Here is a 22,032-nt window from a genome sequence, read left to right on the forward strand (position 1 = left end):
ATCTCTCCTATCCTTGTACCAGACGCAGGCCCAGCGATGACAGTCAACGCACCCTCCAGCACCCCTCGCGGCCCCCGTGTCATGCTCTACAGCCACGATACCTTCGGGCTGGGTCATCTGCGACGGTCGAGGGCCCTGGCCGGTGCGATTACCGATGCGGACCCGTCGGCCTCGGCCCTGATCCTGACCGGCTCTCCCGTGGCCGGGCGTTTCGCCTTTCCCTCACGCGTCGACCATGTGCGGCTACCCGGTGTAATCAAGCGGTCGGACGGCTCCTATGCGTCACGGACAATGGGAATGTCGATTGAAGAGACCACCACGCTGCGGGCAGGTCTTATCCGATCTACCGCGATGGAATACGCCCCCGATGTGCTGATCGTCGACAAGGAACCAACCGGGTTTCGCGGCGAATTGCTGCCCACCCTGGAAGAGCTGCAGCGCAAGGGCAAAACACGCCTGATCCTCGGGTTGCGCGATGTTCTGGATGAGCCGGAGGTGCTGGCCACCGAGTGGGCCCGCAAGGATGCCGTTGCCGCCACTGAACAATTCTATGACGAGATCTGGGTCTATGGCATCCGCTCCGTCTATGATCCCACCGCCGGGCTTCCCCTCAGCGCGGACGCACAGGCGCGGATGCATTGGACCGGGTATCTGCGCCGCGATCTTGGCGAGCTGGGAACCCCTCCCGAGCAGCCATATGTCCTGATCACCCCCGGCGGCGGTGGCGATGGCGCGATGATGGTCGACCTTGTCCTGACCGCCTATGAACGCGACCCGAACCTGGCACCCCGGGCCATGCTGGTCTACGGCCCCTTCCTGTCGGGCGAAACCCGAACCGAGTTCGAGACTCGTGTTGCCGCTCTGAACGGCCGCGTCACAGCAGTGGGGTTCGAATCCGAGATCGAAACCCTCTTCGCCGGGGCGCAGGGCGTTGTCTGCATGGGCGGCTACAACACGTTCTGCGAGGTTTTGTCCTTTGACAAACCCGCCGTCATTGTACCGCGCACCACCCCGAGGCTTGAGCAGTGGATCCGCGCCAGCCGCGCCGAAGAACTTGGGCTGACGGCCATGCTGGATGAGCGTCGAGACGGCTGGACACCAGAGGCGATGATCCGTGCGATCCGCGCGCTCGCCGACCAACCACCGCCCTCGGCGGCGATCCCCGACGGGTTGTTGGACGGTCTCGATTATGTAACCGACCGGGTCGATGCACTTCTGCATAAGACCAGCGGGAAGGCCGCCGAATGAACTCTCGCAAGACCACGCCGTCGCGCCCGCCTCTTGCCGTGATCGTCAAAGGTTGGCCGCGCCTGTCCGAAACTTTCATCGCGCAGGAACTGGTCGCGCTGGAGGCCGCAGGCCATAGTTTTGAAATCTGGTCCCTTCGTCATCCCACGGATATCAAACGTCACCCCTTACATGAGAAGCTGAGCGCCGCGGTCCACTACCTGCCGGAGTATCTTTATCAGGAACCTGATCGTGTCTGGAGCGCGCGGCAACAGGCACAGGCGATGCCCGGCTATCAGACCGCCTATCGGATCTGGCGGCAGGACCTGCGCCGCGATCCCTCCCGTAACCGGATCCGCCGATTTGGTCAGGCTTGCGTCCTGGCTGCGGAAATGCCGGAGCAGGTCCTCGGGCTTTATGCTCATTTCCTGCACACGCCGTCTTCAGTGGCGCGCTATGCCGCCATCATGCGCGGTCTGCCCTGGAGTTTTTCCGCCCATGCCAAGGACATCTGGACATCCCCCGAGTGGGAACTGAAAGAAAAGCTTGCAGCCGCGACACATGGCGCTGCCTTTGGTGCCACTTGCACCGGGTTTGGGGCGAAACACCTGCAAGCGCTTTCGGACAGAACTGACCGGGTTGACCTGATCTATCACGGTCTGGATCTCTCGCGTTTCCCCTCTCCGCCCCAGCGCAGATGGCGTGCTCCGGGCGACCCGCTGCATCTGATGTCGGTCGGCCGATTGGTCGAGAAGAAGGGCTTTGACCGGTTGATCGCCGCGCTCGCCCTCCTGCCCAGTTCGCTTGACTGGCACTGGACCCACATCGGCGGCGGCGACCTGAAAGACCTGCTACGAGGCATGGCAGAGGATCTAGGCGTGGTCGATCGGATCACCTGGCGCGGCGCCTGCGATCAGCCAGAGGTTATCTCGGCCATGCGCGCATGTGACATATTCGTCCTGCCCAGCCGCATCGCCAGCGATGGTGATCGGGACGGGCTACCTAACGTGCTGATGGAAGCCGCGTCGCAGCGCCTGCCGATCCTGTCCACCGCGGTCTCTGCGATCCCGGAGTTCATCGAAAATGGCACCCACGGCGTGCTCAGCCAAGATACCCCCGAAGCCTTGGCAGAGGCCATCCTGACCCTGAGCCGGAATCCCGAGCAAGCCGCCCGAATGGCAGAAGCGGCACTCGTTCGACTGCGTCATGATTTTGGCATGGACCCCGGCATCGCCCGCCTGTCGGAGCGGCTGAAGACGATGATACGCGAGACATGAGCCGGGGCCACAAGATTGCCTTTTATGCGCCGATGAAGTCACCGCGCCACCCGGTGCCTTCAGGTGATCGAGAGATGGCCCGCAATCTGATGGGATTACTCGCCGGGACTGGGGCAACCGTCACTCTGGCCAGCGAGCTTCGGGTGTATGACAGATCCGGTGACACCGAACACCAAGCCACACTGCGCGGCAAGGCAGCACATGAGATCGACCGCATCTGTACCGAGATTCGCGCCACTCCCGAGGCCGACCGGCCTGCGCTCTGGCTTACCTACCACAACTATTACAAGGCCCCCGATCTGATCGGCCCTGCCGTCGCGGAGCGTCTCGGCATCCCCTATGTTCAGGTAGAATCGACACGCGCCAACAAAAGGCTCGAAGGTCCATGGTCGGATTTCGCCAGGGCAGCCCATGAGGCGGCCGATGCGGCTGCGGTCATCTTCTATCTGACCGAACAGGACCACGAGACCTTGCTGCGCGACAGATACGCGGACCAGAGGCTGGTCCACCTGCCCCCGTTCTTGACAGCGAAGACGCTGCCAACCGCCAGCGATCACTCCGGCCCGCTGTTGAGCGTCGGTATGATGCGACCGGGCGACAAGCTCGCCTCATATCGTCTGCTCGCGGATGCGCTCGCCAGGGTATCCCAGCCCTGGCGGTTGGACATCGTCGGCGACGGCCCGGCCCGCCCCGAGGTCGAAACCCTGATGCGCCCCTTCGGCGAGCATGTCCGATTTCTTGGTGAGTTGAACCGGGAGGCATTGGAGGCGCTCTATCAACAGGCCTCCCTTTTTCTCTGGCCCGGTGTCAACGAAGCGTTTGGAATGGTCTATCTTGAAGCCCAGGCCCATGGTGTGCCTGTCGTGGCGCAGGATCGCCCTGGCCTGTGCGATGTCGTCACCCAATGGGAGGAACCAGACCTTAATCCAACGACAGACAGCGGCGCTGCGGGCTACGCCCGGGCGCTCGAACGGGCGCTGGATGATGGAGCCTTGCGGAACCGGCAGGCCAAACGCGCCCGCGACCGGATTGCCACGCGACACCTCGCACCGGTGGCGGCACAAAAATTGTGGGCCACGCTCTCACCCTTGCTGGAGATTTCATCATGATCAGGCTTGCCCTCCTGCGCCACGGCCACACCGACTGGAACCGTGCCGGCCGAATTCAAGGTCGCAGCGATATCCCGTTGGACGACACGGCACGTGCCGAACTCGCCGTGCAGGCCCTGCCTGCCCCTTGGGATCAAGCTTCGCTTTGGTCGAGCCCGTTGAAACGCGCGGCCGAGACCGCCAAGCTGGTTGCAGACCGTACCCCCCAGACCAGCACGGCGCTCATCGAAATGAACTGGGGAGACTGGGAAGGCCAGCACGGCAAGGATCTAAGAGCCGACCTGACCAGCGGATTTCGCGACATCGAGGAGTGGGGCTGGGACTACCGCCCGCCCGGCGGCGAAACCCCACAGGAGGTCTGGGAGAGGATCGTGCCATGGCTCGCCCAGTTGACAGAGGACACCGTGGCCGTGTGCCATATCGGGATCATGCGGATGATCCTGGCGCGGGCATATGGCTGGAACTTTGACTCGCCAGCCCCGTTTCAGATCAAGCGCAACCGGTTGTTCGTGGTGGAGCGACACGCTGACGGCAGGCTCACACCCGTCGCTGAACCAGTGCGTCTCAGCAAACGTGACATGTGATGAAAGTCCTCATCGCCGTCACACATCTGTTGGGCACTGGGCATCTGTCACGCGCCCTGACACTGGGCCGGGCGTTCAGCGCTGCCAGACACCAGCCCTATGTCGTCTCCGGCGGCGGGTCAGCGCGCCAGCTTGATCATAGCGGTGTTGATCTCGTGCAGCTGCCTCCTTTGCGATCAGACGGCGTCAGTTTCTCGCGCCTGCTGACACCAACCGGTGAAGTGGCCGACGATGCCTATTTCGACAGCCGGATCGAAATGCTGTGCGACACGGTTCAACGGATCCAGCCGGATATTGTCATCACTGAGTTATTCCCCTTTGGACGGCGCAGCTTGCGGCAGGAGTTTCTGGCACTGCTCGATGCGGCTCACGACCTGCCGAAACGACCTGTCGTGTTGGCGTCCGTGCGCGATATCCTGGCACCACCCTCGAAACCCAAGAAGGCCGATGACGCCGCGGCCATTCTGACAACACGCTATGATGGTGTACTGGTTCATTCAGATCCCCAGGCCACGCAGTTGGAGGCCTCATGGCCTGTCACACCGGCGATCTCGTCAATGCTGCACTATACCGGATATGTCGCACCGCCCCCGCCAGCACCGCACCCAGAAGGAACCGGCAAAGGCGAGATCCTTGTCAGCGCCGGTGGCGGCGCCGTCGGTGAAACGCTTTACCGGATCGCGCTCAAAGCCGCTGCGCTGCGTCCCGCTCTACGCTGGCGGATTCTGGTGGGCGGCCCGTCCGCAGCGGAGCAAATCGCCCAGCTGGTGGCGGAGCACGGCGAAACACTCGCACATCTGGAACCCGCACGGCCAGATTTCAGGCAGATGCTAAAAGGCGCAGCCGCTTCGGTCAGCATGTGTGGCTACAATACTGCGCTCGATCTGTTGCAAACAGGGGTGCCCGCAGTGATCGTTCCCTTCGATGCGGGCAATGAGGTCGAACAGACCCTGCGCGCCAGCAGTCTCACGCAGCTTGATGGCATCGCGGCGATACCCTCGGCCGATCTGACGCCGGAGGCGCTTTGCAGGGCCGTTGACGCGGTTATGGCGGCACCCGCACGGCCAACAGATGGCTTCCGGTTTGACGGCGCCTCCCGAACGGTAGAGGTTGCCCGCGAAATGGCAAAGGAGCGTTCATGACACCCGATTGGACCAATTTGGACCGAGAGCTTGCCAGGTGGCAGGAGGATGGGCTGATCCTGCCGCTGTGGTGGCGCGATGACGACGCGATTGCAGCGACACCACAGCTCGACCGGCTAATCGAACAATCGCAGCAACTGGCGCTACCTGCCCATCTCGCGGTTGTGGGACGTGACGCAACCTCCTCCCTTGCCAATCGGCTGGCTCAGGTCGACACGCTGGTGCCGGTGGTTCATGGTTGGGCGCATCAGAACCATGCCCCGCATGGTGAAAAGAAGGCCGAGTTCGGCACCCATCGACCGATAGATGACGTGCTGGAGGATGCAGAGAACGCCCTGACCCTTCTGCGTGAGCTTTTTGGCGATCGGCTAAGACCGATGTTCGTCCCTCCCTGGAACCGGATCGACGCCGAAGTTGAACCCTGGCTGGCCGGACTCGGCTATAGCGCGCTATCGACCTTTGCTCCTCGGCGACGGGCCAAGGCAGCCCCGGGTCTATGGCAGATCAATACGCATCTGGACCCGATCGACTGGAAGGGCACGCGCTCACTCGTACCGCCAGCGTTGCTTCTTTCACAGCTGGTCACGCAGCTCGCAGCGCGCCGCAAGGGGCAGGCCGATGTCGCCGAACCCTATGGCATCCTGACCCATCATCTGGTGCAGGACGATGTGACATGGACGTTCTGCAACGATGTGATACGCCGCCTGCTGGACGGCCCGGGGCGTGCTTGGGTTTTTGATGAAAGGATTAACTGAATGAGCCGCTTGGATTCCATGCTGCGTCGCCTGACCGCGCAGCGAGATGGGCTCAACTGGGCCGCAGACCAAATTCGTGGCCTGAGCGGTGATGTTCTTGATATCGGGCTGGGCAACGGCCGCACCTATGACCACCTGCGCGAAACATTGCCTGACCGCAGGGTGCGGGTCATCGACCGGGTGCTGCAGTGCCATCCCTCCTGCGTGCCGCCAGAAGCAGACTTCCTCCAAGGGGAGGCGCGCCCGATGCTGGACCAGCTGGCCGGCGAGAACAGCCCAATAGCGCTGGCCCATTATGATCTGGGTTTCGGCGTCCCGGAGCGGGACATCGCCGAGGCTGCGGCTCTGTCACCGGCCATTGCGGCAGTGATGACGCCGGGCGGGGTCATCGTTTCAGGTCAGCCGCTGGTCGGATTTGAAGAGTTGCAAGGCCCGGCGGATATTCCACCGGGGCGCTACCTGTTCTATCGCGCCTGACTGGCGCAGCCCTGCCGCGCAGGCACTAGGCGACGCGGTTTCCTTGTGACCAGACGGAAGACAACGCTGGCACCCCTGCCCGCATTCGGAAGCGGATCAGATCTGCGCGCTTGCCGATGTCGATACGTCCACGATCCGTCAGGTTCACCGCGTCCGCCGGTGCCGAAGTGACGGTCGCGAGACCTCGCGACATGTCACCCCAGATATCGCCAAGCTGCGCAGCTGCCAGCAACAGGGCCGCTGGCACATAATCGGAGGACAGCACGTCAAGAAGCTCTAGTTCCGCAAGCTCCTTTGCCGCAACGTTGCCGGAATGCGAACCCCCGCGGATCAGGTTCGGCGCGCCCATCATCACCTTGATGCCGTGCGCATGGCAGGCCTGTGCCGCCTCGACGGTGGTGGGGAATTCAGCAAGATGGATGCCGTGACCGGCTGATACCGCCACCTGGTCAGCAGTTGTATCATCATGGCTCGCCAGAACCGCTCCAAAGCGGCGCGCAGCATTCACCGCCTCGACCTCGTGCAGGTCGCCATAGGTCTCGCGCATTTGCTTCAGTCCCGCTACATGCGCTCGGAAGCCGTCGTCATCAAAGCCATGCTTGCCCTTCACATAGGCTTCCAGCTTTGACATGTCGCGGAACTGGCGTTGTCCCGGCGTGTGATCCATCAGGGACACCAGACCGACCCGATCCTCCTCCCCAAATTCGTTCAGCTCCTGTACCAGGGTTTCAGAACACACCTCGGCGCGCAGATGTAGAAAATGGCTGATCTTGAGCGCCGCCTGATCGCGAAGCTCAAGCAATTCAGATGCAAGACTACGGGCATAGGCGCCGTAGCGGGACTCAGCCGCCTTGATCGAGCCAACGCGCATTGCATCAAAAACTGTGGTAATCCCGGTACCCGCCAGCTCGGCATCATGAGCGATAATGGCCGCGGCATGGGGCCAGTCGACCTTCGGTCGCGGTTGAATATGTCGCTCCAAGTTGTCGGTGTGCAGCTCAATCAGACCGGGGCACAGAAAGTCTCCCTCAAGGTCAATAGCCCCATTCGGTACGGATGCGCCATCGGCGATATCCACGATCTGCCCATCTTTCAGGGTGACGGAACCGGTGCGGGTTTCTCCGGGAAGAACGAGCGTGGCATTGGCAAGGATCATAGGTTCTGTCATCTGAGTTTCACACGGTTTGAGCTATAGAACGGGCCACACCTAGGAGGCCATTGTGACATTCACGCGATACGCGATCTATTATGTGCCGCCCAAGCAGGCGGAATGGAGCCGATTTGCATCCAGTTGGCTGGGCTGGGACCTTTGCGAAGGGCGTCCGCTGGATCATCCCCCGAACACCGGTCTGGACGTTGCTGCAATCACTGACGTGCCGCGCAAATACGGGCTTCACGCGACCATCAAGCCGCCGTTTCGGCTCGCTGAGGGCAAGACAGCGGACGCTCTGGCAGAGCGGTTTGCGCAGTTCGCAACTGAGATGGCACCAGTTCGGCTGGACGGGCTGACGCTCACACGGCTTGGCCGTTTCCTTGCCCTTTGTCCGACCGGGGATCAGCTGTCGCTGAACCGCCTTGCGTTTAACTGCGTGCGGGATCTGGACGATTTCCGCTCTCCACCTTCGGCAGCTGAACTGGATCGGCGCCGCACTGGAGGTCTGACGCCCGCTCAGGAACAGGCGCTTCTCACCTGGGGCTACCCCTATGTCGGCGACAGCTTCCGGTTCCACATCACGCTGACCGGCAAACGGCCTAAGGCGGAACTGCCTGCCATCGAAAGCATGTTGCAGGACCGGCTCGTGCCGCTGGTGCCAGCGCCCTTTGTTCTTGGAGATCTGGCTCTGGTCGGCGAGGGCAGCGACGGTCGTTTTCAGCTGATCCATCGTCATGCCCTCACTGGCTGAAGCCAGGGTGTCAGGGCTGCTTCTGCGGCCTTGATCGCCCCGTCCAGTTCACCGCTGTTGTCGATGTCGATTACATGCTCGAGCCCGGTCGGCAACGGCGTTGCCGCGCGGGCAAGCCTGCGGCTGACTTCAGCGCCATCCTCGCGCCCGCGCTCGGCCAACCGCGCCGCCAGCGCCTCTGGGGTGGCTGTGACAGACAGAACAATCAGGACCCCAAAAACATCCTGCGCTTCGAGGAGCACCTTTCTCGAAAGGTTCACCAAGACGCCCGATGCGATCCCACGCGCCTCGTCTATCTCTCGTGGAATCGCATAGTGCAGGCCGTGCGCCTGCCAATGGAGCGCAAACCGCTCCTCGGCACGGAGTGTTGCAAAACGGGCCTCGCTTACCGCCTCATAGTCTTCACCACCCAGTTCCGGCGCGCGCGTGATGACGCGCCGCTGCTTCTGCACGCCCGGCAGACGGGCCATCAGCGCATCCATCAGGCTATCCTTGCCAACCCCTGAGGGGCCAACCACAGCGATAACAGGGGCTATCGAAGGCTCCAGGATCATGCAGCAGCCTTTGGGGTAAAGGCTGAAACATCGACAAAACGATCGCAGACCTGCTCGCGTGCGGCCTCATCGTGGAAGATACCGATAATGGCGGCGCCGCGCGCCTTGGCGTCTTCGATCAGAGACAGAACGGTCGCCCGGTTTTGCGCATCGAGACTCGCCGTTGGTTCGTCCAAGAGCATCGCCGGGTAGGTATGGGCGAAACCGCGAGCAATGTTCACCCGCTGCTGTTCCCCACCCGAGAAGGTGGTCGGGCTGAGCTGCCACAGGCGTTCCGGTATGTTCAATCCCGCAAGCAGGGTCGCGGCCCGGTCGCGCGCCGCAGCTGTATCAACGCCCACCGACAGAAGCGGCTCAGCCACGACATCGAGCGTTGGTACTCGCGGCACCACCCTCAGGAACTGGCTCACATAGCCCAGCGTTTCGCGGCGCAGCGCCAAGATCTCGCGCGGAGCCGCCTTCGCCACATCCACGCCGCCCACCATAACCCTGCCAGATGCCGCCAGATAGTTCCCGTAGATTACCCGCATCAGGGTGGATTTTCCCGCCCCGGATGCGCCTATCAGGCCAATGCACTCTCCGGGGGCCACCTTTAGACTTGCACCTTCCATGACCGGGATGACCGCACTGCCCTGATTGTGCAGGGTGAAGCTCTTGCTGACGTTTTGAAGTTCAATCATCTCGGATCCTCAGACCTGAAGAACGCTGGAAACCAGCAATTGGGTATAGGCGTGCTGCGGGTCATCCAGCACCTGATCGGTCAGACCAGCCTCGACGACATGACCGTCTTTCATGACCATCAGCCGATCCGCCAGGAGACGCACCACCGCGAGATCATGGGTCACGATAATGGCGCTCAGGCCCATTTCCCGCACCAGCCCGCGCAACAGATCCAACAGCCGCGCCTGCACCGAAACATCAAGCCCGCCAGTGGGTTCGTCCATGAAGACAAGGCGCGGCCCGGTGACCAGATTGCGGGCAATCTGAAGTCGCTGCTGCATCCCGCCGGAAAAAGCTGTGGGCCGGTCATCGATGCGGCTTTCGGCAATCTCGACGCGGCCCAGCCAATCGGCCGCTCGGGCGCGGATGCTGCCGTAGTGACGATCCCCCACAGCCATCAACCGTTCACCGATATTGCCACCGGCTGACACAGACATCCGCAGCCCATCGCGGGCGTGCTGATGGACAAACGCCCAATCCGTTCGCCCCAGCATACGACGTGCCGGTTCCGACATGGTGACTGTGTCCACCGGCCCGTCTGCACGGGTGTCGAAGATCACTTCACCACGATCCGGCGTCAGATGCCCCGCCATACTGTTCAACAGAGTCGATTTCCCCGACCCGCTTTCACCAACAATGCCCATGACTTCGCCCGGATAAAGATCAAAGCTGACATCTGTGCAGCCAATCCGCGCGCCATACATCTTGGCCAGGTTTTTTACTTGCAGCAGCGGTGTCATCACGCGGCCTCCTCACTCAGGCGGCCAATATGGCCAGCGTCACGCCGGGATCGGCAATAATCCGTGTCCGAGCAGACAAACATCCGGTTGCCCGTGTCGTCGAGGATCACCTCATCCAGATAGCTGTCTTCGGCCGCGCAGAGATCGCAGGGGTGATCCGCCTTGCTGGCTTCAAACGGATAGTCCTCAAAATCCAGGGAGACCACTTCGGTATAAGGCGGCACCGCGTAGATGCGTTGCTCGCGCCCTGCGCCAAACAGCTGGATCGCCGCCATGTTCATTTTTGGGTTGTCAAATTTCGGGATCGGCGAGGGGTCCATCACATAGCGGCCTGCGACCTTCACCGGATAGGCATAGGAGGTCGCAATCGCGCCGTGCTGGCTGATGTCCTCATAAAGTTTCACGTGCATCAGCCCATATTCCTGCAGGCTGTGCATCTTGCGGGTCTCGGTCTCCCGCGGCTCGAGAAAGCGCAGGGGCTCCGGGATTGGCACCTGATAGACCAGGATCTGATCCTCGCTCAGCTCCGCCTCAGGGATACGATGGCGGGTCTGGATAACACTGGCCTTCGCGGTTTCTTCGGTGGTTGCCACGCCTGCGGTGTTTTCGAAGAACTTCCGGATCGAGACCGCGTTGGTGGTGTCATCGGCACCCTGATCGATCACTTTCAACGTATCATCCGGCGTCAGCGTCGCTGCCGACACCTGCACGCCACCTGTACCCCAGCCATAGGGCATTGGCATTTCACGGCTGGCAAAGGGGACCTGATAGCCCGGTACCGCCAGCCCCTTCAGGATCGCCCTGCGGATCATCCGCTTGGTCTGTTCATCGAGATATGCAAAGTTGTAGTCGGTCATGACTTTTCCCTCACAGCCCGTAGTTGGGAGCATTTGTTTTGCAGGAATTTTCCGTAACGACCCTCGTTCTGGCTGTGGTCGCAATACTGTTGGTCGTCAAACTGTTCCGTGTTCAACCGCTTAAGTCGCGACCACAGAACGGCAGTTACGCTGGTGCCGAGGGGCAATACGATGGAGGAGATCATGGATGTGGGGGAGGAGATGGCGGCTGCGACTAACGTCATTCCGCAGCCTCCTGCGCAGCAAGTGTTTCTGCCAGCTCGGTTGCATCGCGGCGCAATTTGCGCACCAGTTCCAGCTCGGACTGGAAATCCACATAATGTGGCAGTTTGATGTGCTCCAGAAAGCCTGTGGCCTGAATGTTGTCGGCGTGGCTCAGAACAAATTCCTCGTCCTGGGCCGCGGCGCCGAGGTTATCCTCGCCCAGCTCCTTCCAGCGCAGCGCCCGATCAACCAAGGCCATGGCGATGGATTTGCGCTCTGACTGACCAAATACCAGACCGTAACCGCGGGTGAACTGCGGTGGCACGGTTTTCGACCCCTTGAACTGGTTCACGGTCTCGCATTCGGTCAGCTCAACCTCTCCGATCTCAATCGCGAAACCCAGCTCTGGGATCTCCATTTCGACTGGTACGGTGCCGATGCGCAGCTCCCCCACAAAGGCGTGGTTGCGCGCATAGCCACGCTGGGTCGAATAGGCCATGCCAAGGATGAAGCCTTCGTCCCCGCGCGTGAGCGACTGTAGACGCACCGCCCGCCCCGCCGGAAATGACATCGGCTCGCGCGTCAGGTCGCCCGGTTCGGTATCGTCCTGAGGCTCCTGTTCAATAATGTTCTCGCCGTCGAGGAAAGTCAGGATATGTGGCGTGTCTTCGCTCCGCGGCTCAGCTGTCTGGGCCTCCGGCAGATCTCCGGCATCACTCTCCGCCGCCAGTTTGAAATCCAGCAAGCGATGGGTGTAATCGAAGGTCGGTCCAAGCACCTGACCACCAGGCGCATCCTTAAAGGTCGCAGAGATCCGTCGGTCACAGGCCATACGGCTCGTTTCAACCGGCTCAGATGCACCGAAGCGCGGCAGCGTTGTGCGATAGGCGCGGATCAGAAAAATCGCTTCAATCAGATCCCCACGCGCCTGTTTGATCGCCAGCGCCGCCAGGTCAGGATCGTAAAGCGAGCCCTCAGCCATCACCCGGTTCACCGCCAGGCTCAGCTGTTCGCGAATCTGGGCCAGGCTCAGCTCGGCCACCGATGTATCGCCCCGGCGTTCTTCGGCCAGCCACGCATGGGCGTTGTCAATCGCCCGTTCGCCCCCTTTTACGGCAACATACATGTCTTAGCCCTCCTTCTTGGACAGCGGAGCAATCCGGCTGGAACGTGGCAGCGCGCAAAGCTGGCAGCCGACGGTGAAATAAGTGTCGAACCCCAGAGGGAAGAGCGCAGAGTTATCCTGAAATGCGCCCAGATCAGGCAGGTGGATCTGGCCGGTGTCTTTAATGCCAGGGCCGCTCAATTCAGCGTTGGGTCGTGCAAGTTCGTCCATTTCAACGATCAGAGTGGCCGAGCGATCCGGGTATTCAGCCGTGCCGATACGATAGGCATCAACTGGTGCCAGCGCAGCCCAGCCGCCCAGCGCAAAATCTGCAACATCAGCCGCCACCAGCGGCGCGCCTGTATGAAAGGTGACCCATTCCCGCACCGCCAGCGTGTCAACATCCGGCGCTAGGTAGAGACCCGTGTCGGGATCACACAGCGTCAGCAACAGGCAGCCAGCGGCGACAGACAGGTCATCGGGTGGCGCTGCGCCAGTGATGTCCATGATCTGGCCAGGACGTGCCATGGCGGTCATCGCAGCGCGAAACGCATGCGCCGACTGCACCGCAGGAGAAGCAAAACCACCAGAGAAATGAGAAGCCTGGGCTTGCGTCGACATCAGTCTTCCCCCCGCACCATTGTAAAGAAATCAACTTTCGTAGCGGCGGCTTTTGCAGCCCGAGCCGCCTTTTTCGCCTGCTTTGCCTCGCGCAGCGGTGCCAGGATCTGACGCTGCACGTCAGCCGCCGCCCCGGTCTGCATCAGCGCATCAATCTTGGCGGCGATCTCAGCCTGTACCTTGTTACGGCCCTGAACATAGCCGTGGCCGACAACGCCATCGGCCAATGTCAGCGCGCAGCGGGTAACCGTCATTTCCCCGAGGTTGAATGCCGCTCCGCTGGCCCCCATGCGCCCCCGCACCATCACGCCGCCAACTTCGGGTGGGCGCAGCCATGCGTGATCGGGGTTCTGCCCATAGCTCTGCCAGAGCTCCTGCAATGCCGCGGCATTTGCAGAGGCAAGAAGGCTCATCCATGCTTGGCGGTCCACCCCGCTGCCGGTACCACCCGCTGTCATGCTGTTTTCTCTGTTCATCTTGTCGAAGCCTCTTGGCCTATTTGTCTAGCTTATCTATACAACTAGACAAATGCTACCTGAGTCGCCCCACGCGGCGCAACGACAACCTTGTGAAAGTTTCGTGACATGCCCCGCACCCCGGTCTGGAAATCCATCGCCATCAGCCTCACCGATGACATCGCACAGGGGCGCTATCAGACCGGCGACAAGCTTCCGCCAGAGGTGCAGCTCGCAGGCCGATTTGGGGTCAACCGCCACACTGTCCGTCGCGCCTTGTCGGAGATGGCAGACCAGGGGCTGGTTCACGCCCGCAGGGGCGCCGGTGTCTTTGTTGCGGCTCAGCCAACAGACTACCCGATTGGCAAAAGAGTCCGCTTTCACCAGAACGTCGCTCGGCTGGGACGTATTCCAGCAAAGAAAATCCTCAGCCTGGAGACCCGGGCTGCCGACCGCCGAGAAGCCGAAGCGCTGGGGCTGGAATCAGGAACAGCCGTACATGTCTATGATGGGTTGTCACTGGCGGATGGCCAGCCGATTGCCCTCTTCCAAAGCGTGTTCCCCGCCGAAGACCTGCCTGATCTGCTCCCCGCGTTGCAAGAGACCCAATCGGTAACAGCGGCGCTGAAGATCTGCGGGGTCACCGACTATACGAGGGTGGAGACCCGTATCACGGCCAAACTCGCAACTGCCACGCAGGCACTGCACCTCAGGATCTCCGAGGGCAGCCCGATCCTGCGGACAACCGGCATCAACGCAGCGCCAGACGGGACCCCTGTCGAATTTGGCCGAACTTGGTTTGCCGGGGACCGGGTGACCCTGACCGTCAGCGATCAGGATGACGCGGGTTTGGCCGACGGGTGACCTGCCTGCATGACGCCCTCGTTGATGGCTGATCCGCAGGCAGGTGCTAGGCGTATTTCTCTAAGAAAGCTTCGGCGCTTAGCGCTCGGAAATCGGGGACCGCCGCCTTCAACCGGGCATTGTCCCAGTCCCACCAGGCCAAGGCGATCATCGCCTCAGCGACTGCTTCGGTATACCGACGCCGGATGAGCCGCGCCGTGTTTCCCCCGACGATCGTATAGGGGGCAACGTCCTTGGTGACGACAGTCCCGGCCGCCACCACGGCACCGTGGCCAATGGTCACCTCGGGCTTGATCAGCACACCATGCCCGATCCAGGTGTCGTGGCCGATATGTGCCAGCCGACTGGCACGATGCTGAAACCAGTCCGCGTCATCTTCGATGTCGTCCCAATAGGCCGACGAGCGGTAGAGAAAATGATGCAGCGAGGCCTTTGGCAGCGGATGATCGGTGGCGCCAATACGCGTGGCGCTGGCGACATTCGAGAACTTCCCGATCTCAGCATTGGCGATATCACAGTAGCGATCACAGTAGCTGTAATCGCCGAACCGGCTGTTCAGTACCCGGCTTTCCGCCCCGATTTCGACGAAGGCGCCAAACTGGCTGTTTGCGATCGAACAGTTGGAATGAAGATACGGCTGATCGGCAGAGAGACGGGGCATTGGGTGGCTTTCGAAGATATTGAAGAGACAGGTTCTTAGCACCGCCAACGGTCACGGCAGCAGCATCGCGCCACCCTGACGGCGGGCCTTGCGGCCCGGCTCGCCCTTGATCAGGCGGCGGCGCAGCCAACCGGACACCCAATCCATGACCATCACCATGAGAATGATCAGCACGATGTAATAGGCAACCTCTTCCCAGTCCTTCTGGGTGATAATGGCCTGAGTCAGCAGCAAGCCGATACCGCCACCGGTGATGGCGCCAATGATCGTTGCGCTGCGCATGTTTGATTCCAGAAAATAGAGCAGTTGGCTCAGCAAGACAGGCGTGATCTGCGGAATGACACCGAAGCGATAGCGCTGCGCCGGCTTCGCGCCTGTGGAGGCAACGCCTTCGATCTGTTTCTCGTCCACATTCTCCAGCGCCTCTGAGAAAATCTTGCCAAAGGTGCCAGTGTCGGTCACCAGGATCGCCAAAGCGCCAGTCAGCGGACCGGGTCCAAAGGCCCGGGCAAGGACCACGGTCCAGATCAGAGAGTCGACGCCGCGCACGAAGTCAAAAAGGCGACGGGTTGCAAAGCGGACCGCGCGCAGCGGCATGAAGTTCCGGGTAGCAGCAAATGCGAGCGGCAGCGCAATCAGCCCCGCGCCCATCGTGCCAAGGAACGCCATCAGCAGCGTTTCGAAAATGGCCCAGGCCACATCCTGATGCCGCCACATCTTGTTGGTCCAGAAATCGTGGAAGATCGCGCCCGCTTCACCGGTTGCGGCCCGGGTCATCAGCTCACCGGGCCCCAGACCGTGGTAACGGCTGTCGAGGGTGAAGAAGAACAGCTCCCAACCAGCAAAATACCGAAACACCTCCGCACGGTTACGGGTCACCGTCAGACGCCCGGCATCGGTCGTCACCGCCAACCGGTTCTTTGAGACATTGATCCAATCCGGCAGATCGCCTGCCGGAAATTCGGCCTGCACGCCAGCGCTGCGACTTGGGGTTGCGCGGATCCTACCATAGCCGGGGATATCAAAAACAATGCTCTCGGGGCCGAAGCGAACCTGATGACCATCTTCGAGGTCAATCACGGTAACGTCGGACGGTGTCGTCGCGAGGGAAACCCACTCCGGCGCTTGCCCATCGGGATAGGCCCCTTTGCGCTCTCCCTCGATGGCGACGCTAACGTCACCTGTCCGATTGTCGCGCGTGACGTGGGTTTTGTAGCTGTAACTATCTGCCACCAGCGTGCGGGCATTCTGCGGATTCATCCGCGCGGCCAGTCCCGCAACGTCGAAGGCGACGAAGACATAGGCGAGATAGACCAGTACCAAGAGCGGCAGAGAAAGGCTCAGGACGCGCTTGCGGATGAACAGGCGCTCCATGTCCAGTTTGCGCAAGGTCGGCGGAACAGTGGTGTCAAAGGTCGTCATTGTTTGGCTCCGTGGGTCAGCCGGTCGCGCAGCAGGCCCGACAGTTGATCCACCAGGACGATGGTAAAAAACAGCAAAAGAAAGATCGCCGCAGCTTCATCATACCGCCCCTGCCCCCAGGACATGGCGTTACGCAGCTCGTAGCCGATACCGCCTGCCCCGACGAAGCCGAGAATGGCGGAGGCGCGGATATTGATTTCGAACCGCAGAAGTGCGTAGCTCACATAGTTCGGGCCGACCTGGGGAAAAACGCCCAGCACCATGCGCTGCGCCCAACCGGCCCCGACAGAGGCCAGTCCTTCGACAGGCTTCAGCGATGCGTTTTCATTCACCTCGGAAAACAGCTTGCCCAGAGCGCCCGCAGTGTGGATCGCAATCGCGATCATCGCAGGCACCGGTCCACCACCCAAAAGAAAGATCAGCACCAGCGCGATGACGATTTCCGGGATCGCACGAAAGATATCCAGCATCCGGCGGAACAGCGGGATAAGGCGCGGCCAGCGCGCCAGCCCCCGTGTTGCCAACAAAGACAGGATGGTTCCGAAGATTGCCCCAATCAGCGTGGCAGCGGCAGCGATGTTCAAGGTCTCGATCAGGGCCGGTGAAAACTGTAACACATGCCCGGGCAATAGGGCCACTTTCTCGACTGCTTCCGAAAGCACCTCAGAGGGGTAGTCAAAAACATGGGTAATCCCATTCCAGAAAGACCCTGCGTTGCGATCGTCGGCGATCCTGAAACCGGCGGCCATCATCGCCACAAATACGGCCAGAAGGATCCCGCCATAAAGGCGCTTGCGCTGTATCAGCGCCTGGTAATCGGCCTGAATGTCGGACACCGAAGGGGCCGAGGCTGTTGCATCTGTCATGAATGGGATCCTGTGTCGTCGAAAACAGCCGAACGGCTGGGCTTTCGATGTTTCACGTGGTGGAGACTGCGCGCAGTCAGTGCCTAACCAGGGCAGTTGGCAGATAAAATGGCGGGGTTCGGCACGAATTCTCCGAACCCCGCGCGCTTAGGTACTGAAATTAGTTGGACTTCAATTTCCGCGCTTCGATGATAACCTCGTAGGCCTCGTGGGTGATCGGCATGAAGCCTTTCGCCTCACCGGCGGCCACACCATAGAAACATTCAGCATCCATCGACTTCAGAGAGGCCATCAGGCCAGTCATCTTCAGCTTCACGTCCTCGGGCAGTTCGGTGCGCAGAACAACCGGGCCCTCGGGAATAGGCTTGGACTGCCAGATCTGCACCAGATCGTTCATATCGACGAGACCTGCATCAACCGCGCGACGCAGCGCGCCGGAGTTGAAACCATCTTCCCATTCGCCCAGACCGTCAGCCCAGCTGACGCCGGCGTCCACATCGCCATTCGCAACAGCGACGATTGTCTGCTCATGCCCGCCCGTGAATTTAACCTCGCCAAAGTAATCGCCGGAGGTCATGGTCGCGCCGGTTACCTGTGGAATCTCGATCGAAGGGATCAGGAAACCGGAGGTGGAGTTTGGATCACCAAAACCAAATGTCTTGCCCTGCATGTCATCGAGCGATGTGATCCCGCTATCCTTACGCGTGAAACCGATGGAATAGTAGCCATAGCCACCGTCGTTATTCACCTTTACCAGGATCGGCTCTACCGCCGCCGGATCACTGAGATAAGTTTTGGCATAGCCGGATGCACCCAGCCACGCCATGTCGATGGTGCCGCCCAGCAGCCCCTGGATCACCCCGTTGTAGTCGGCCGGGGCAAAGAGTTTGGTTTCGACCCCCAGAAGATCCTCGGTCTTTTGACGCAGGCACTCGTTGTTGTTCAGGCGATCCTGAGCGTTTTCACCACCAAGAATACCGATACGGAATTCCTGAATTTCCGAGGTCTCAGCAAGAACCGGTGCGGTCAGCGCGGTGGTCGCCAGAATGGCAGCAATAAGGTTTTTCATTAGTCAATCTCTCTGGTTGGTCATGTCGGCGAACGAACCGCCGGGTTTGGAAAAAACTGTCAGTCCGCCGGAACAGGCTGTCGGCGCGGCTGAGTACGGTTCAATGTCTCAATCTCTGTAGAGGTTGCGGCCTCGGAGAAGTCCGCGCCTGCTCCGTAGATCTCGCGGGCGACACCGGTCGTCAGTTGTTCCGGCAACCCATCGAACACGATGCGCCCGTCCCGCATGCCGACAACGCGGTCGCAGTAGCGACGTGCGGTATCCAGTGTGTGCAGATTGGCGATGACCGTGCGGCCGTCCTCCTCGTGGATGCGGCGCAGTGCCTCCATGACTGTCTGGGCATTCATCGGATCAAGCGAGGCAATCGGCTCATCCGCCAGAATGATTTTCGGATCCTGCATCAGCGCCCGGGCAATCGCCACCCGCTGCTGCTGGCCGCCCGACAGCGCCTCGGCCCGCTTGGCGGCATGTTCGGCGATGCCCAGCCGGTCAAGGATATCAATCGCGCGATGGATGTCGTCCATCGGGTAGAGATTGAACAACGTTGCAAGGGTCGAGCGACGGTTGAGCGTGCCGTGCAGCACGTTGGATACGACATCCATCCGCGGAACCAGATTGAACTGCTGAAAGATCATCGCACAATCGGATTGCCAGGCGCGTTTCTCCTTGCCGCGCAGCTGGGTCACATCGCGCCCTTCGAAAAGGATGCGCCCCTCACTGGCGTCCCCAAGCCGGTTGATCATCCGCAGCAACGTGGATTTCCCCGCACCCGAGCGGCCGATGATGCCGATCATGCAGGGCTTGTCGATATCCAGCGTCGCGGCATCCACCGCGATCTTGTCGCCGAATCTCTTGGTCAGTTTGTCAATTCGCAGCACCTGAGGCTCCCGTCTCTTTGCGGGACTGACTAAGCTGCCAGATCAAAACTTGTGTGTCATCGCGGTGAAGCTTTTGTAACGGCCGGCATGACAACAGCCAGCACGCCCCTAGGCGCGCCGACAACAAGCCGCTATACGGCGACGAAACGCTGCCCACGAAACCAAGGAACTGCTGCCATGTCTTTCGACCGCTCCATCAAAATCGCACCTTCGATCCTGTCTGCCGACTTTGCCAATTTTGGTCAGGAGATTCAGGCCATCGAATCCCAAGGCGCCGATTGGGTTCATATCGATGTGATGGACGGGCATTTTGTACCCAACCTTACTTTTGGTCCGATGGCGGTGAAGGCGTTTCGCCCACATGTCAAAACCGTGATGGATGTGCATCTGATGATTGCACCGGTTGACCCCTATATCGACGCCTATGCAGATGCCGGGGCCGACGTGCTGACCGCACATGTCGAGGCCGGGCCGCATATTCATCGCACCCTGCAAGCGATCCGTGGGGCAGGTATGAAAGCCGGTGTGGCCCTGAACCCCGGCACCCCTGCCGAGGCGGTTGCCCATCTGCTGGATCTGACCGATCTGATCTGCGTCATGACGGTGAACCCCGGGTTCGGCGGGCAGAAGTTCATCGATATGACCGCCAAGATTCGCAGCCTGCGGTCCATGATCGGTGATCGCCCGGTGCATATCGAGATTGATGGCGGCGTTGACCCCAAGACCGCACCGCTGGTGGCAGAAGCCGGGGCGGACGTGCTGGTCGCCGGATCAGCAGTGTTCAAGGGCGGCTCCGTCGATACGCCGGAGGTTTACGGAGAAAATATCCGCAGCATCCGAGCCGCTGCTGCTGGCGTCTGGGCCTGAGCGAGCGACATCACAGCAGCGCGCATTCAGTAGGGCGGACACAAGGAACTCCCGCCCGCTGCGACGCCTTTCAAGAAAGGCGCTGAAGCCGTTGGGCCAAGCGCCGCGCGTTGCGCGGCGCGGGCGCTTCACGCCAGCCGGTCTGCGAAATGCGACAACAGAAGATGCTTCAGGATCTTGCCTGTCGGTGCCGCTGGTAGCTGTTCTGTGAGCACAATAAGGCCGGGCCGTTTATAGCCTGCCAGACGCTCTGCCACGAAGAGACGTAAGTCCTCAACCCGAGGCGCATCGGCAGTGGCCACCTGCACAAAGGCGACCACCTGTTCGTCCCCGTCCATCTGGCGGCCGACAACAGCGGATTGAACCACCTGCGGATGGGCATTCAGAGCTGCTTCGACCTCCGGCGGGAAGACATTGAAACCGCCATGGATAATCAGCTCCTTGGCGCGTCCGTCGATGTGCAGATTGCCGCTTTGGTCCCAACGCCCCATATCGCCGCTGCGCAGCCAACCTTCGGGATCGAGAGCCGCCCGCGTGGCGTTCGGGTTGCGGAAATAGCCGAGCATAACGTTGTCTCCGCGCAGGCAGATCTCTCCCAGCCCGCCGCCGCCGCCCGGAACATTTTCATCCAGACGCACCTCAACCCCCGATAGCGGTGGGCCAACCGATGTATCAGGGTCACCCAGGCAGTTGCGGGTCGCGCAGATCCCTGCCGTGGCCTCGGTCATCCCATAGCCGTTCTGCAGGGCAACGCCGTAAAAATCTTCCGCCCGCCGTTTCCAATCCGGGTCGAGCGGAGCCGCGCCAGAGGAGACATAGCGCAGATCGGGACTATCAAGATGCGCCAACCCCTGTTCCTTAGCGTATTGCATCACCAGCGCGTGCATCTGCGGTACAGCGGAAACCAGGGTGACGCCGCTCCTCAACGCCTGATAAAACCGCGCCGCGCTAAAGCGCGCCTCAAGACGAACCTCGGCCCCGATCATCACGGAGGCGGTCAGAACGGACGCAAGGCCAAACACGTGGCTAAGTGGCAAAACGCCATAGATCACATCTCGTACGGTCATATCGCGCAAGCGAGCCGAGGCACCGCCGCCGAAACTCAGGTTTCCATGGCTGAGCATCACCCCCTTTGGATCACCGGTCGTACCGGTTGTGTAGAGCAGCACGGCCAGATCGGACGGTATCGTTTCATCGCCTCGATCGCCCGCCGCAACACCCTCTCCGGGGGCTGAAATCACGATCTGCAAGCTGCCCAGATCGCCCGGCATCGGGTGTGCGCCCAATCGGGCCGCGTGGGCCGCAGCATCCGGCGAAGCGGCCACCGTCAGCAGGATCACTGTCGGCTCGGCATGGGCGCGGATACGCTCGACCTCGGGCGCCCGCATCCGGGCATTCACGGGAACTGCAACACCGCCCAATTGTGAGGTAGCAAACAGGGCTGCAACGGCGACGCAGCAGTTCTCGCAGAGTAACATGACCCGGTCACCCGGCCCCACTCCAGCGGCCACCAGATGAGATCGCAGTTCGTCGCAGACGCGGGCAAGCTCACCATAGGTCCACTTCGTCCCGCCGCTGTCGCTGAAGGCCGGAGACTCCGGACGATGGCGCGCATGTTGCTCAAGATACTCGTGCCAAAGCGTCATGTTCGATTCCCCGTGGTCGTGTTGATAT

At 61.2% G+C, this 22,032-nt stretch carries 24 protein-coding genes; 10 read left to right on the forward strand and 14 right to left on the reverse strand.

What is annotated here, in order from left to right:
• Positions 1–36 precede the first annotated feature (36 nt).
• From VWZ81_RS13545 to VWZ81_RS13575, 7 genes are read left to right on the forward strand one after another with little or no spacing between them, the layout of a single operon-like run.
• Complete coding sequence (locus VWZ81_RS13545; RefSeq protein ID WP_340544386.1) at positions 37–1,248, forward strand: glycosyltransferase family protein; 1,212 nt, start codon at positions 37–39, stop codon at positions 1,246–1,248.
• Positions 1,245–2,504 carry a glycosyltransferase family 4 protein gene (locus tag VWZ81_RS13550; RefSeq protein WP_416536496.1) on the forward strand — a complete coding sequence of 420 codons (1,260 nt, stop codon included), beginning with the start codon at positions 1,245–1,247 and terminating at the stop codon, positions 2,502–2,504. The genes VWZ81_RS13545 and VWZ81_RS13550 overlap by 4 nt, the downstream gene beginning before the upstream one ends.
• Positions 2,501–3,613 carry a glycosyltransferase family 4 protein gene (locus tag VWZ81_RS13555; protein ID WP_416543324.1) on the forward strand — a complete coding sequence of 371 codons (1,113 nt, stop codon included), beginning with the start codon at positions 2,501–2,503 and terminating at the stop codon, positions 3,611–3,613. Before VWZ81_RS13550 ends, VWZ81_RS13555 begins: the two co-directional genes overlap by 4 nt.
• Positions 3,610–4,197: a histidine phosphatase family protein gene (locus VWZ81_RS13560; RefSeq protein WP_416537225.1), complete on the forward strand. Its 588-nt coding sequence runs from the start codon at positions 3,610–3,612 to the stop codon at positions 4,195–4,197. Before VWZ81_RS13555 ends, VWZ81_RS13560 begins: the two co-directional genes overlap by 4 nt.
• Positions 4,197–5,339: a glycosyltransferase family protein gene (locus tag VWZ81_RS13565; RefSeq protein WP_416543325.1), complete on the forward strand. Its 1,143-nt coding sequence runs from the start codon at positions 4,197–4,199 to the stop codon at positions 5,337–5,339. Before VWZ81_RS13560 ends, VWZ81_RS13565 begins: the two co-directional genes overlap by 1 nt.
• On the forward strand, positions 5,336–6,094 hold the full coding sequence (locus VWZ81_RS13570) for a polysaccharide deacetylase family protein (RefSeq protein WP_416543326.1): 759 nt from the start codon (positions 5,336–5,338) through the stop codon (positions 6,092–6,094). Before VWZ81_RS13565 ends, VWZ81_RS13570 begins: the two co-directional genes overlap by 4 nt.
• Positions 6,095–6,571 carry a class I SAM-dependent methyltransferase gene (locus VWZ81_RS13575; protein ID WP_416536491.1) on the forward strand — a complete coding sequence of 159 codons (477 nt, stop codon included), beginning with the start codon at positions 6,095–6,097 and terminating at the stop codon, positions 6,569–6,571.
• Positions 6,572–6,596: 25 nt separating this feature from the next.
• Here the strand turns inward: VWZ81_RS13575 and VWZ81_RS13580 are convergent, their stop codons facing one another.
• Complete coding sequence (locus VWZ81_RS13580) at positions 6,597–7,739, reverse strand: alpha-D-ribose 1-methylphosphonate 5-triphosphate diphosphatase (protein WP_416540687.1); 1,143 nt, start codon at positions 7,737–7,739, stop codon at positions 6,597–6,599.
• A 52-nt stretch (positions 7,740–7,791) separates the two neighbouring features.
• Between VWZ81_RS13580 and VWZ81_RS13585 the strand changes: the two genes are divergently transcribed.
• A complete protein-coding gene (locus tag VWZ81_RS13585) occupies positions 7,792–8,475 on the forward strand; it encodes a DUF1045 domain-containing protein (RefSeq protein WP_416543327.1) in 684 nt (227 codons plus the stop codon).
• Here the strand turns inward: VWZ81_RS13585 and phnN are convergent.
• The 7 genes from phnN to phnG form a co-directional block, all read right to left on the reverse strand.
• Complete coding sequence (gene phnN / locus VWZ81_RS13590; protein ID WP_416543328.1) at positions 8,457–9,029, reverse strand: phosphonate metabolism protein/1,5-bisphosphokinase (PRPP-forming) PhnN; 573 nt, start codon at positions 9,027–9,029, stop codon at positions 8,457–8,459. The genes VWZ81_RS13585 and phnN overlap by 19 nt on opposite strands.
• Positions 9,026–9,709, reverse strand: coding sequence for a phosphonate C-P lyase system protein PhnL (phnL, locus tag VWZ81_RS13595; protein WP_416543329.1), 684 nt, complete (start codon positions 9,707–9,709; stop codon positions 9,026–9,028). Before phnL ends, phnN begins: the two co-directional genes overlap by 4 nt.
• A gap of 9 nt (positions 9,710–9,718) precedes the next feature.
• Entirely contained in the window at positions 9,719–10,489 is a 771-nt protein-coding gene (gene phnK, locus VWZ81_RS13600) for a phosphonate C-P lyase system protein PhnK (protein ID WP_340544372.1), read from the reverse strand.
• Positions 10,489–11,346 carry an alpha-D-ribose 1-methylphosphonate 5-phosphate C-P-lyase PhnJ gene (locus tag VWZ81_RS13605; protein ID WP_416543330.1) on the reverse strand — a complete coding sequence of 286 codons (858 nt, stop codon included), beginning with the start codon at positions 11,344–11,346 and terminating at the stop codon, positions 10,489–10,491. The genes phnK and VWZ81_RS13605 overlap by 1 nt, the downstream gene beginning before the upstream one ends.
• A gap of 220 nt (positions 11,347–11,566) precedes the next feature.
• Positions 11,567–12,676, reverse strand: a complete 1,110-nt coding sequence (locus VWZ81_RS13610) for a carbon-phosphorus lyase complex subunit PhnI (protein ID WP_416543331.1) — start codon at positions 12,674–12,676, stop codon at positions 11,567–11,569.
• Positions 12,677–12,679: 3 nt separating this feature from the next.
• Positions 12,680–13,276 carry a phosphonate C-P lyase system protein PhnH gene (phnH, locus tag VWZ81_RS13615; RefSeq protein ID WP_416543332.1) on the reverse strand — a complete coding sequence of 199 codons (597 nt, stop codon included), beginning with the start codon at positions 13,274–13,276 and terminating at the stop codon, positions 12,680–12,682.
• Positions 13,276–13,752 carry a phosphonate C-P lyase system protein PhnG gene (gene phnG, locus VWZ81_RS13620; protein WP_416540692.1) on the reverse strand — a complete coding sequence of 159 codons (477 nt, stop codon included), beginning with the start codon at positions 13,750–13,752 and terminating at the stop codon, positions 13,276–13,278. The genes phnH and phnG overlap by 1 nt, the downstream gene beginning before the upstream one ends.
• Positions 13,753–13,860: 108 nt before the next feature.
• Here phnG and phnF point away from each other — a divergent pair, with 108 nt between their 5' ends.
• Complete coding sequence (gene phnF / locus VWZ81_RS13625; RefSeq protein ID WP_416543333.1) at positions 13,861–14,595, forward strand: phosphonate metabolism transcriptional regulator PhnF; 735 nt, start codon at positions 13,861–13,863, stop codon at positions 14,593–14,595.
• Between the two features lie 46 nt (positions 14,596–14,641).
• Here phnF and VWZ81_RS13630 read toward each other — a convergent pair whose 3' ends face one another.
• From VWZ81_RS13630 to phnC, 5 genes are all read right to left on the reverse strand, one after another.
• Positions 14,642–15,256, reverse strand: a complete 615-nt coding sequence (locus tag VWZ81_RS13630; protein ID WP_416543334.1) for a chloramphenicol acetyltransferase — start codon at positions 15,254–15,256, stop codon at positions 14,642–14,644.
• A 51-nt stretch (positions 15,257–15,307) separates the two neighbouring features.
• Positions 15,308–16,678 carry a phosphonate ABC transporter, permease protein PhnE gene (phnE, locus tag VWZ81_RS13635; RefSeq protein WP_416543335.1) on the reverse strand — a complete coding sequence of 457 codons (1,371 nt, stop codon included), beginning with the start codon at positions 16,676–16,678 and terminating at the stop codon, positions 15,308–15,310.
• Positions 16,675–17,544, reverse strand: coding sequence for a phosphonate ABC transporter, permease protein PhnE (phnE, locus tag VWZ81_RS13640; RefSeq protein WP_340544364.1), 870 nt, complete (start codon positions 17,542–17,544; stop codon positions 16,675–16,677). Before phnE (VWZ81_RS13640) ends, phnE (VWZ81_RS13635) begins: the two co-directional genes overlap by 4 nt.
• Positions 17,545–17,704: 160 nt before the next feature.
• Positions 17,705–18,613, reverse strand: coding sequence for a phosphonate ABC transporter substrate-binding protein (gene phnD / locus VWZ81_RS13645; protein ID WP_416543336.1), 909 nt, complete (start codon positions 18,611–18,613; stop codon positions 17,705–17,707).
• A gap of 59 nt (positions 18,614–18,672) precedes the next feature.
• A complete protein-coding gene (gene phnC / locus VWZ81_RS13650; protein WP_416543337.1) occupies positions 18,673–19,491 on the reverse strand; it encodes a phosphonate ABC transporter ATP-binding protein in 819 nt (272 codons plus the stop codon).
• Between the two features lie 177 nt (positions 19,492–19,668).
• On the opposite strand from phnC, the gene rpe reads away from it, so the two are divergent.
• Complete coding sequence (gene rpe / locus VWZ81_RS13655; protein WP_416537214.1) at positions 19,669–20,358, forward strand: ribulose-phosphate 3-epimerase; 690 nt, start codon at positions 19,669–19,671, stop codon at positions 20,356–20,358.
• A 128-nt stretch (positions 20,359–20,486) separates the two neighbouring features.
• Here rpe and VWZ81_RS13660 read toward each other — a convergent pair whose 3' ends face one another.
• On the reverse strand, positions 20,487–22,004 hold the full coding sequence (locus VWZ81_RS13660; protein WP_416543338.1) for a class I adenylate-forming enzyme family protein: 1,518 nt from the start codon (positions 22,002–22,004) through the stop codon (positions 20,487–20,489).
• Positions 22,005–22,032 lie beyond the last annotated feature (28 nt).

The sequence above is a fragment of the Phaeobacter sp. JH20_34 genome, assembly GCF_048056095.1.
In the GTDB taxonomy this organism is placed as follows: domain Bacteria; phylum Pseudomonadota; class Alphaproteobacteria; order Rhodobacterales; family Rhodobacteraceae; genus Phaeobacter; species Phaeobacter bryozoorum.

Coding starts and splice junctions, on each gene's coding strand:
- VWZ81_RS13545 (WP_340544386.1), top strand. CDS start 37: ATGACAGTCAACGCACCCTCCAGCACCCCTCGCGGCCCCCGTGTCATG.
- VWZ81_RS13550 (WP_416536496.1), top strand. CDS start 1,245: ATGAACTCTCGCAAGACCACGCCGTCGCGCCCGCCTCTTGCCGTGATC.
- VWZ81_RS13555 (WP_416543324.1), top strand. CDS start 2,501: ATGAGCCGGGGCCACAAGATTGCCTTTTATGCGCCGATGAAGTCACCG.
- VWZ81_RS13560 (WP_416537225.1), top strand. CDS start 3,610: ATGATCAGGCTTGCCCTCCTGCGCCACGGCCACACCGACTGGAACCGT.
- VWZ81_RS13565 (WP_416543325.1), top strand. CDS start 4,197: ATGAAAGTCCTCATCGCCGTCACACATCTGTTGGGCACTGGGCATCTG.
- VWZ81_RS13570 (WP_416543326.1), top strand. CDS start 5,336: ATGACACCCGATTGGACCAATTTGGACCGAGAGCTTGCCAGGTGGCAG.
- VWZ81_RS13575 (WP_416536491.1), top strand. CDS start 6,095: ATGAGCCGCTTGGATTCCATGCTGCGTCGCCTGACCGCGCAGCGAGAT.
- VWZ81_RS13580 (WP_416540687.1), bottom strand. CDS start 7,739: ATGACAGAACCTATGATCCTTGCCAATGCCACGCTCGTTCTTCCCGGA.
- phnN (WP_416543328.1), bottom strand. CDS start 9,029: ATGATCCTGGAGCCTTCGATAGCCCCTGTTATCGCTGTGGTTGGCCCC.
- phnL (WP_416543329.1), bottom strand. CDS start 9,709: ATGATTGAACTTCAAAACGTCAGCAAGAGCTTCACCCTGCACAATCAG.
- phnK (WP_340544372.1), bottom strand. CDS start 10,489: ATGACACCGCTGCTGCAAGTAAAAAACCTGGCCAAGATGTATGGCGCG.
- VWZ81_RS13605 (WP_416543330.1), bottom strand. CDS start 11,346: ATGACCGACTACAACTTTGCATATCTCGATGAACAGACCAAGCGGATG.
- VWZ81_RS13610 (WP_416543331.1), bottom strand. CDS start 12,676: ATGTATGTTGCCGTAAAAGGGGGCGAACGGGCGATTGACAACGCCCAT.
- phnH (WP_416543332.1), bottom strand. CDS start 13,276: ATGTCGACGCAAGCCCAGGCTTCTCATTTCTCTGGTGGTTTTGCTTCT.
- phnG (WP_416540692.1), bottom strand. CDS start 13,752: ATGAACAGAGAAAACAGCATGACAGCGGGTGGTACCGGCAGCGGGGTG.
- phnF (WP_416543333.1), top strand. CDS start 13,861: ATGCCCCGCACCCCGGTCTGGAAATCCATCGCCATCAGCCTCACCGAT.
- VWZ81_RS13630 (WP_416543334.1), bottom strand. CDS start 15,256: ATGCCCCGTCTCTCTGCCGATCAGCCGTATCTTCATTCCAACTGTTCG.
- phnE (WP_416543335.1), bottom strand. CDS start 16,678: ATGACGACCTTTGACACCACTGTTCCGCCGACCTTGCGCAAACTGGAC.
- phnE (WP_340544364.1), bottom strand. CDS start 17,544: ATGACAGATGCAACAGCCTCGGCCCCTTCGGTGTCCGACATTCAGGCC.
- phnD (WP_416543336.1), bottom strand. CDS start 18,613: ATGAAAAACCTTATTGCTGCCATTCTGGCGACCACCGCGCTGACCGCA.
- rpe (WP_416537214.1), top strand. CDS start 19,669: ATGTCTTTCGACCGCTCCATCAAAATCGCACCTTCGATCCTGTCTGCC.
- VWZ81_RS13660 (WP_416543338.1), bottom strand. CDS start 22,004: ATGACGCTTTGGCACGAGTATCTTGAGCAACATGCGCGCCATCGTCCG.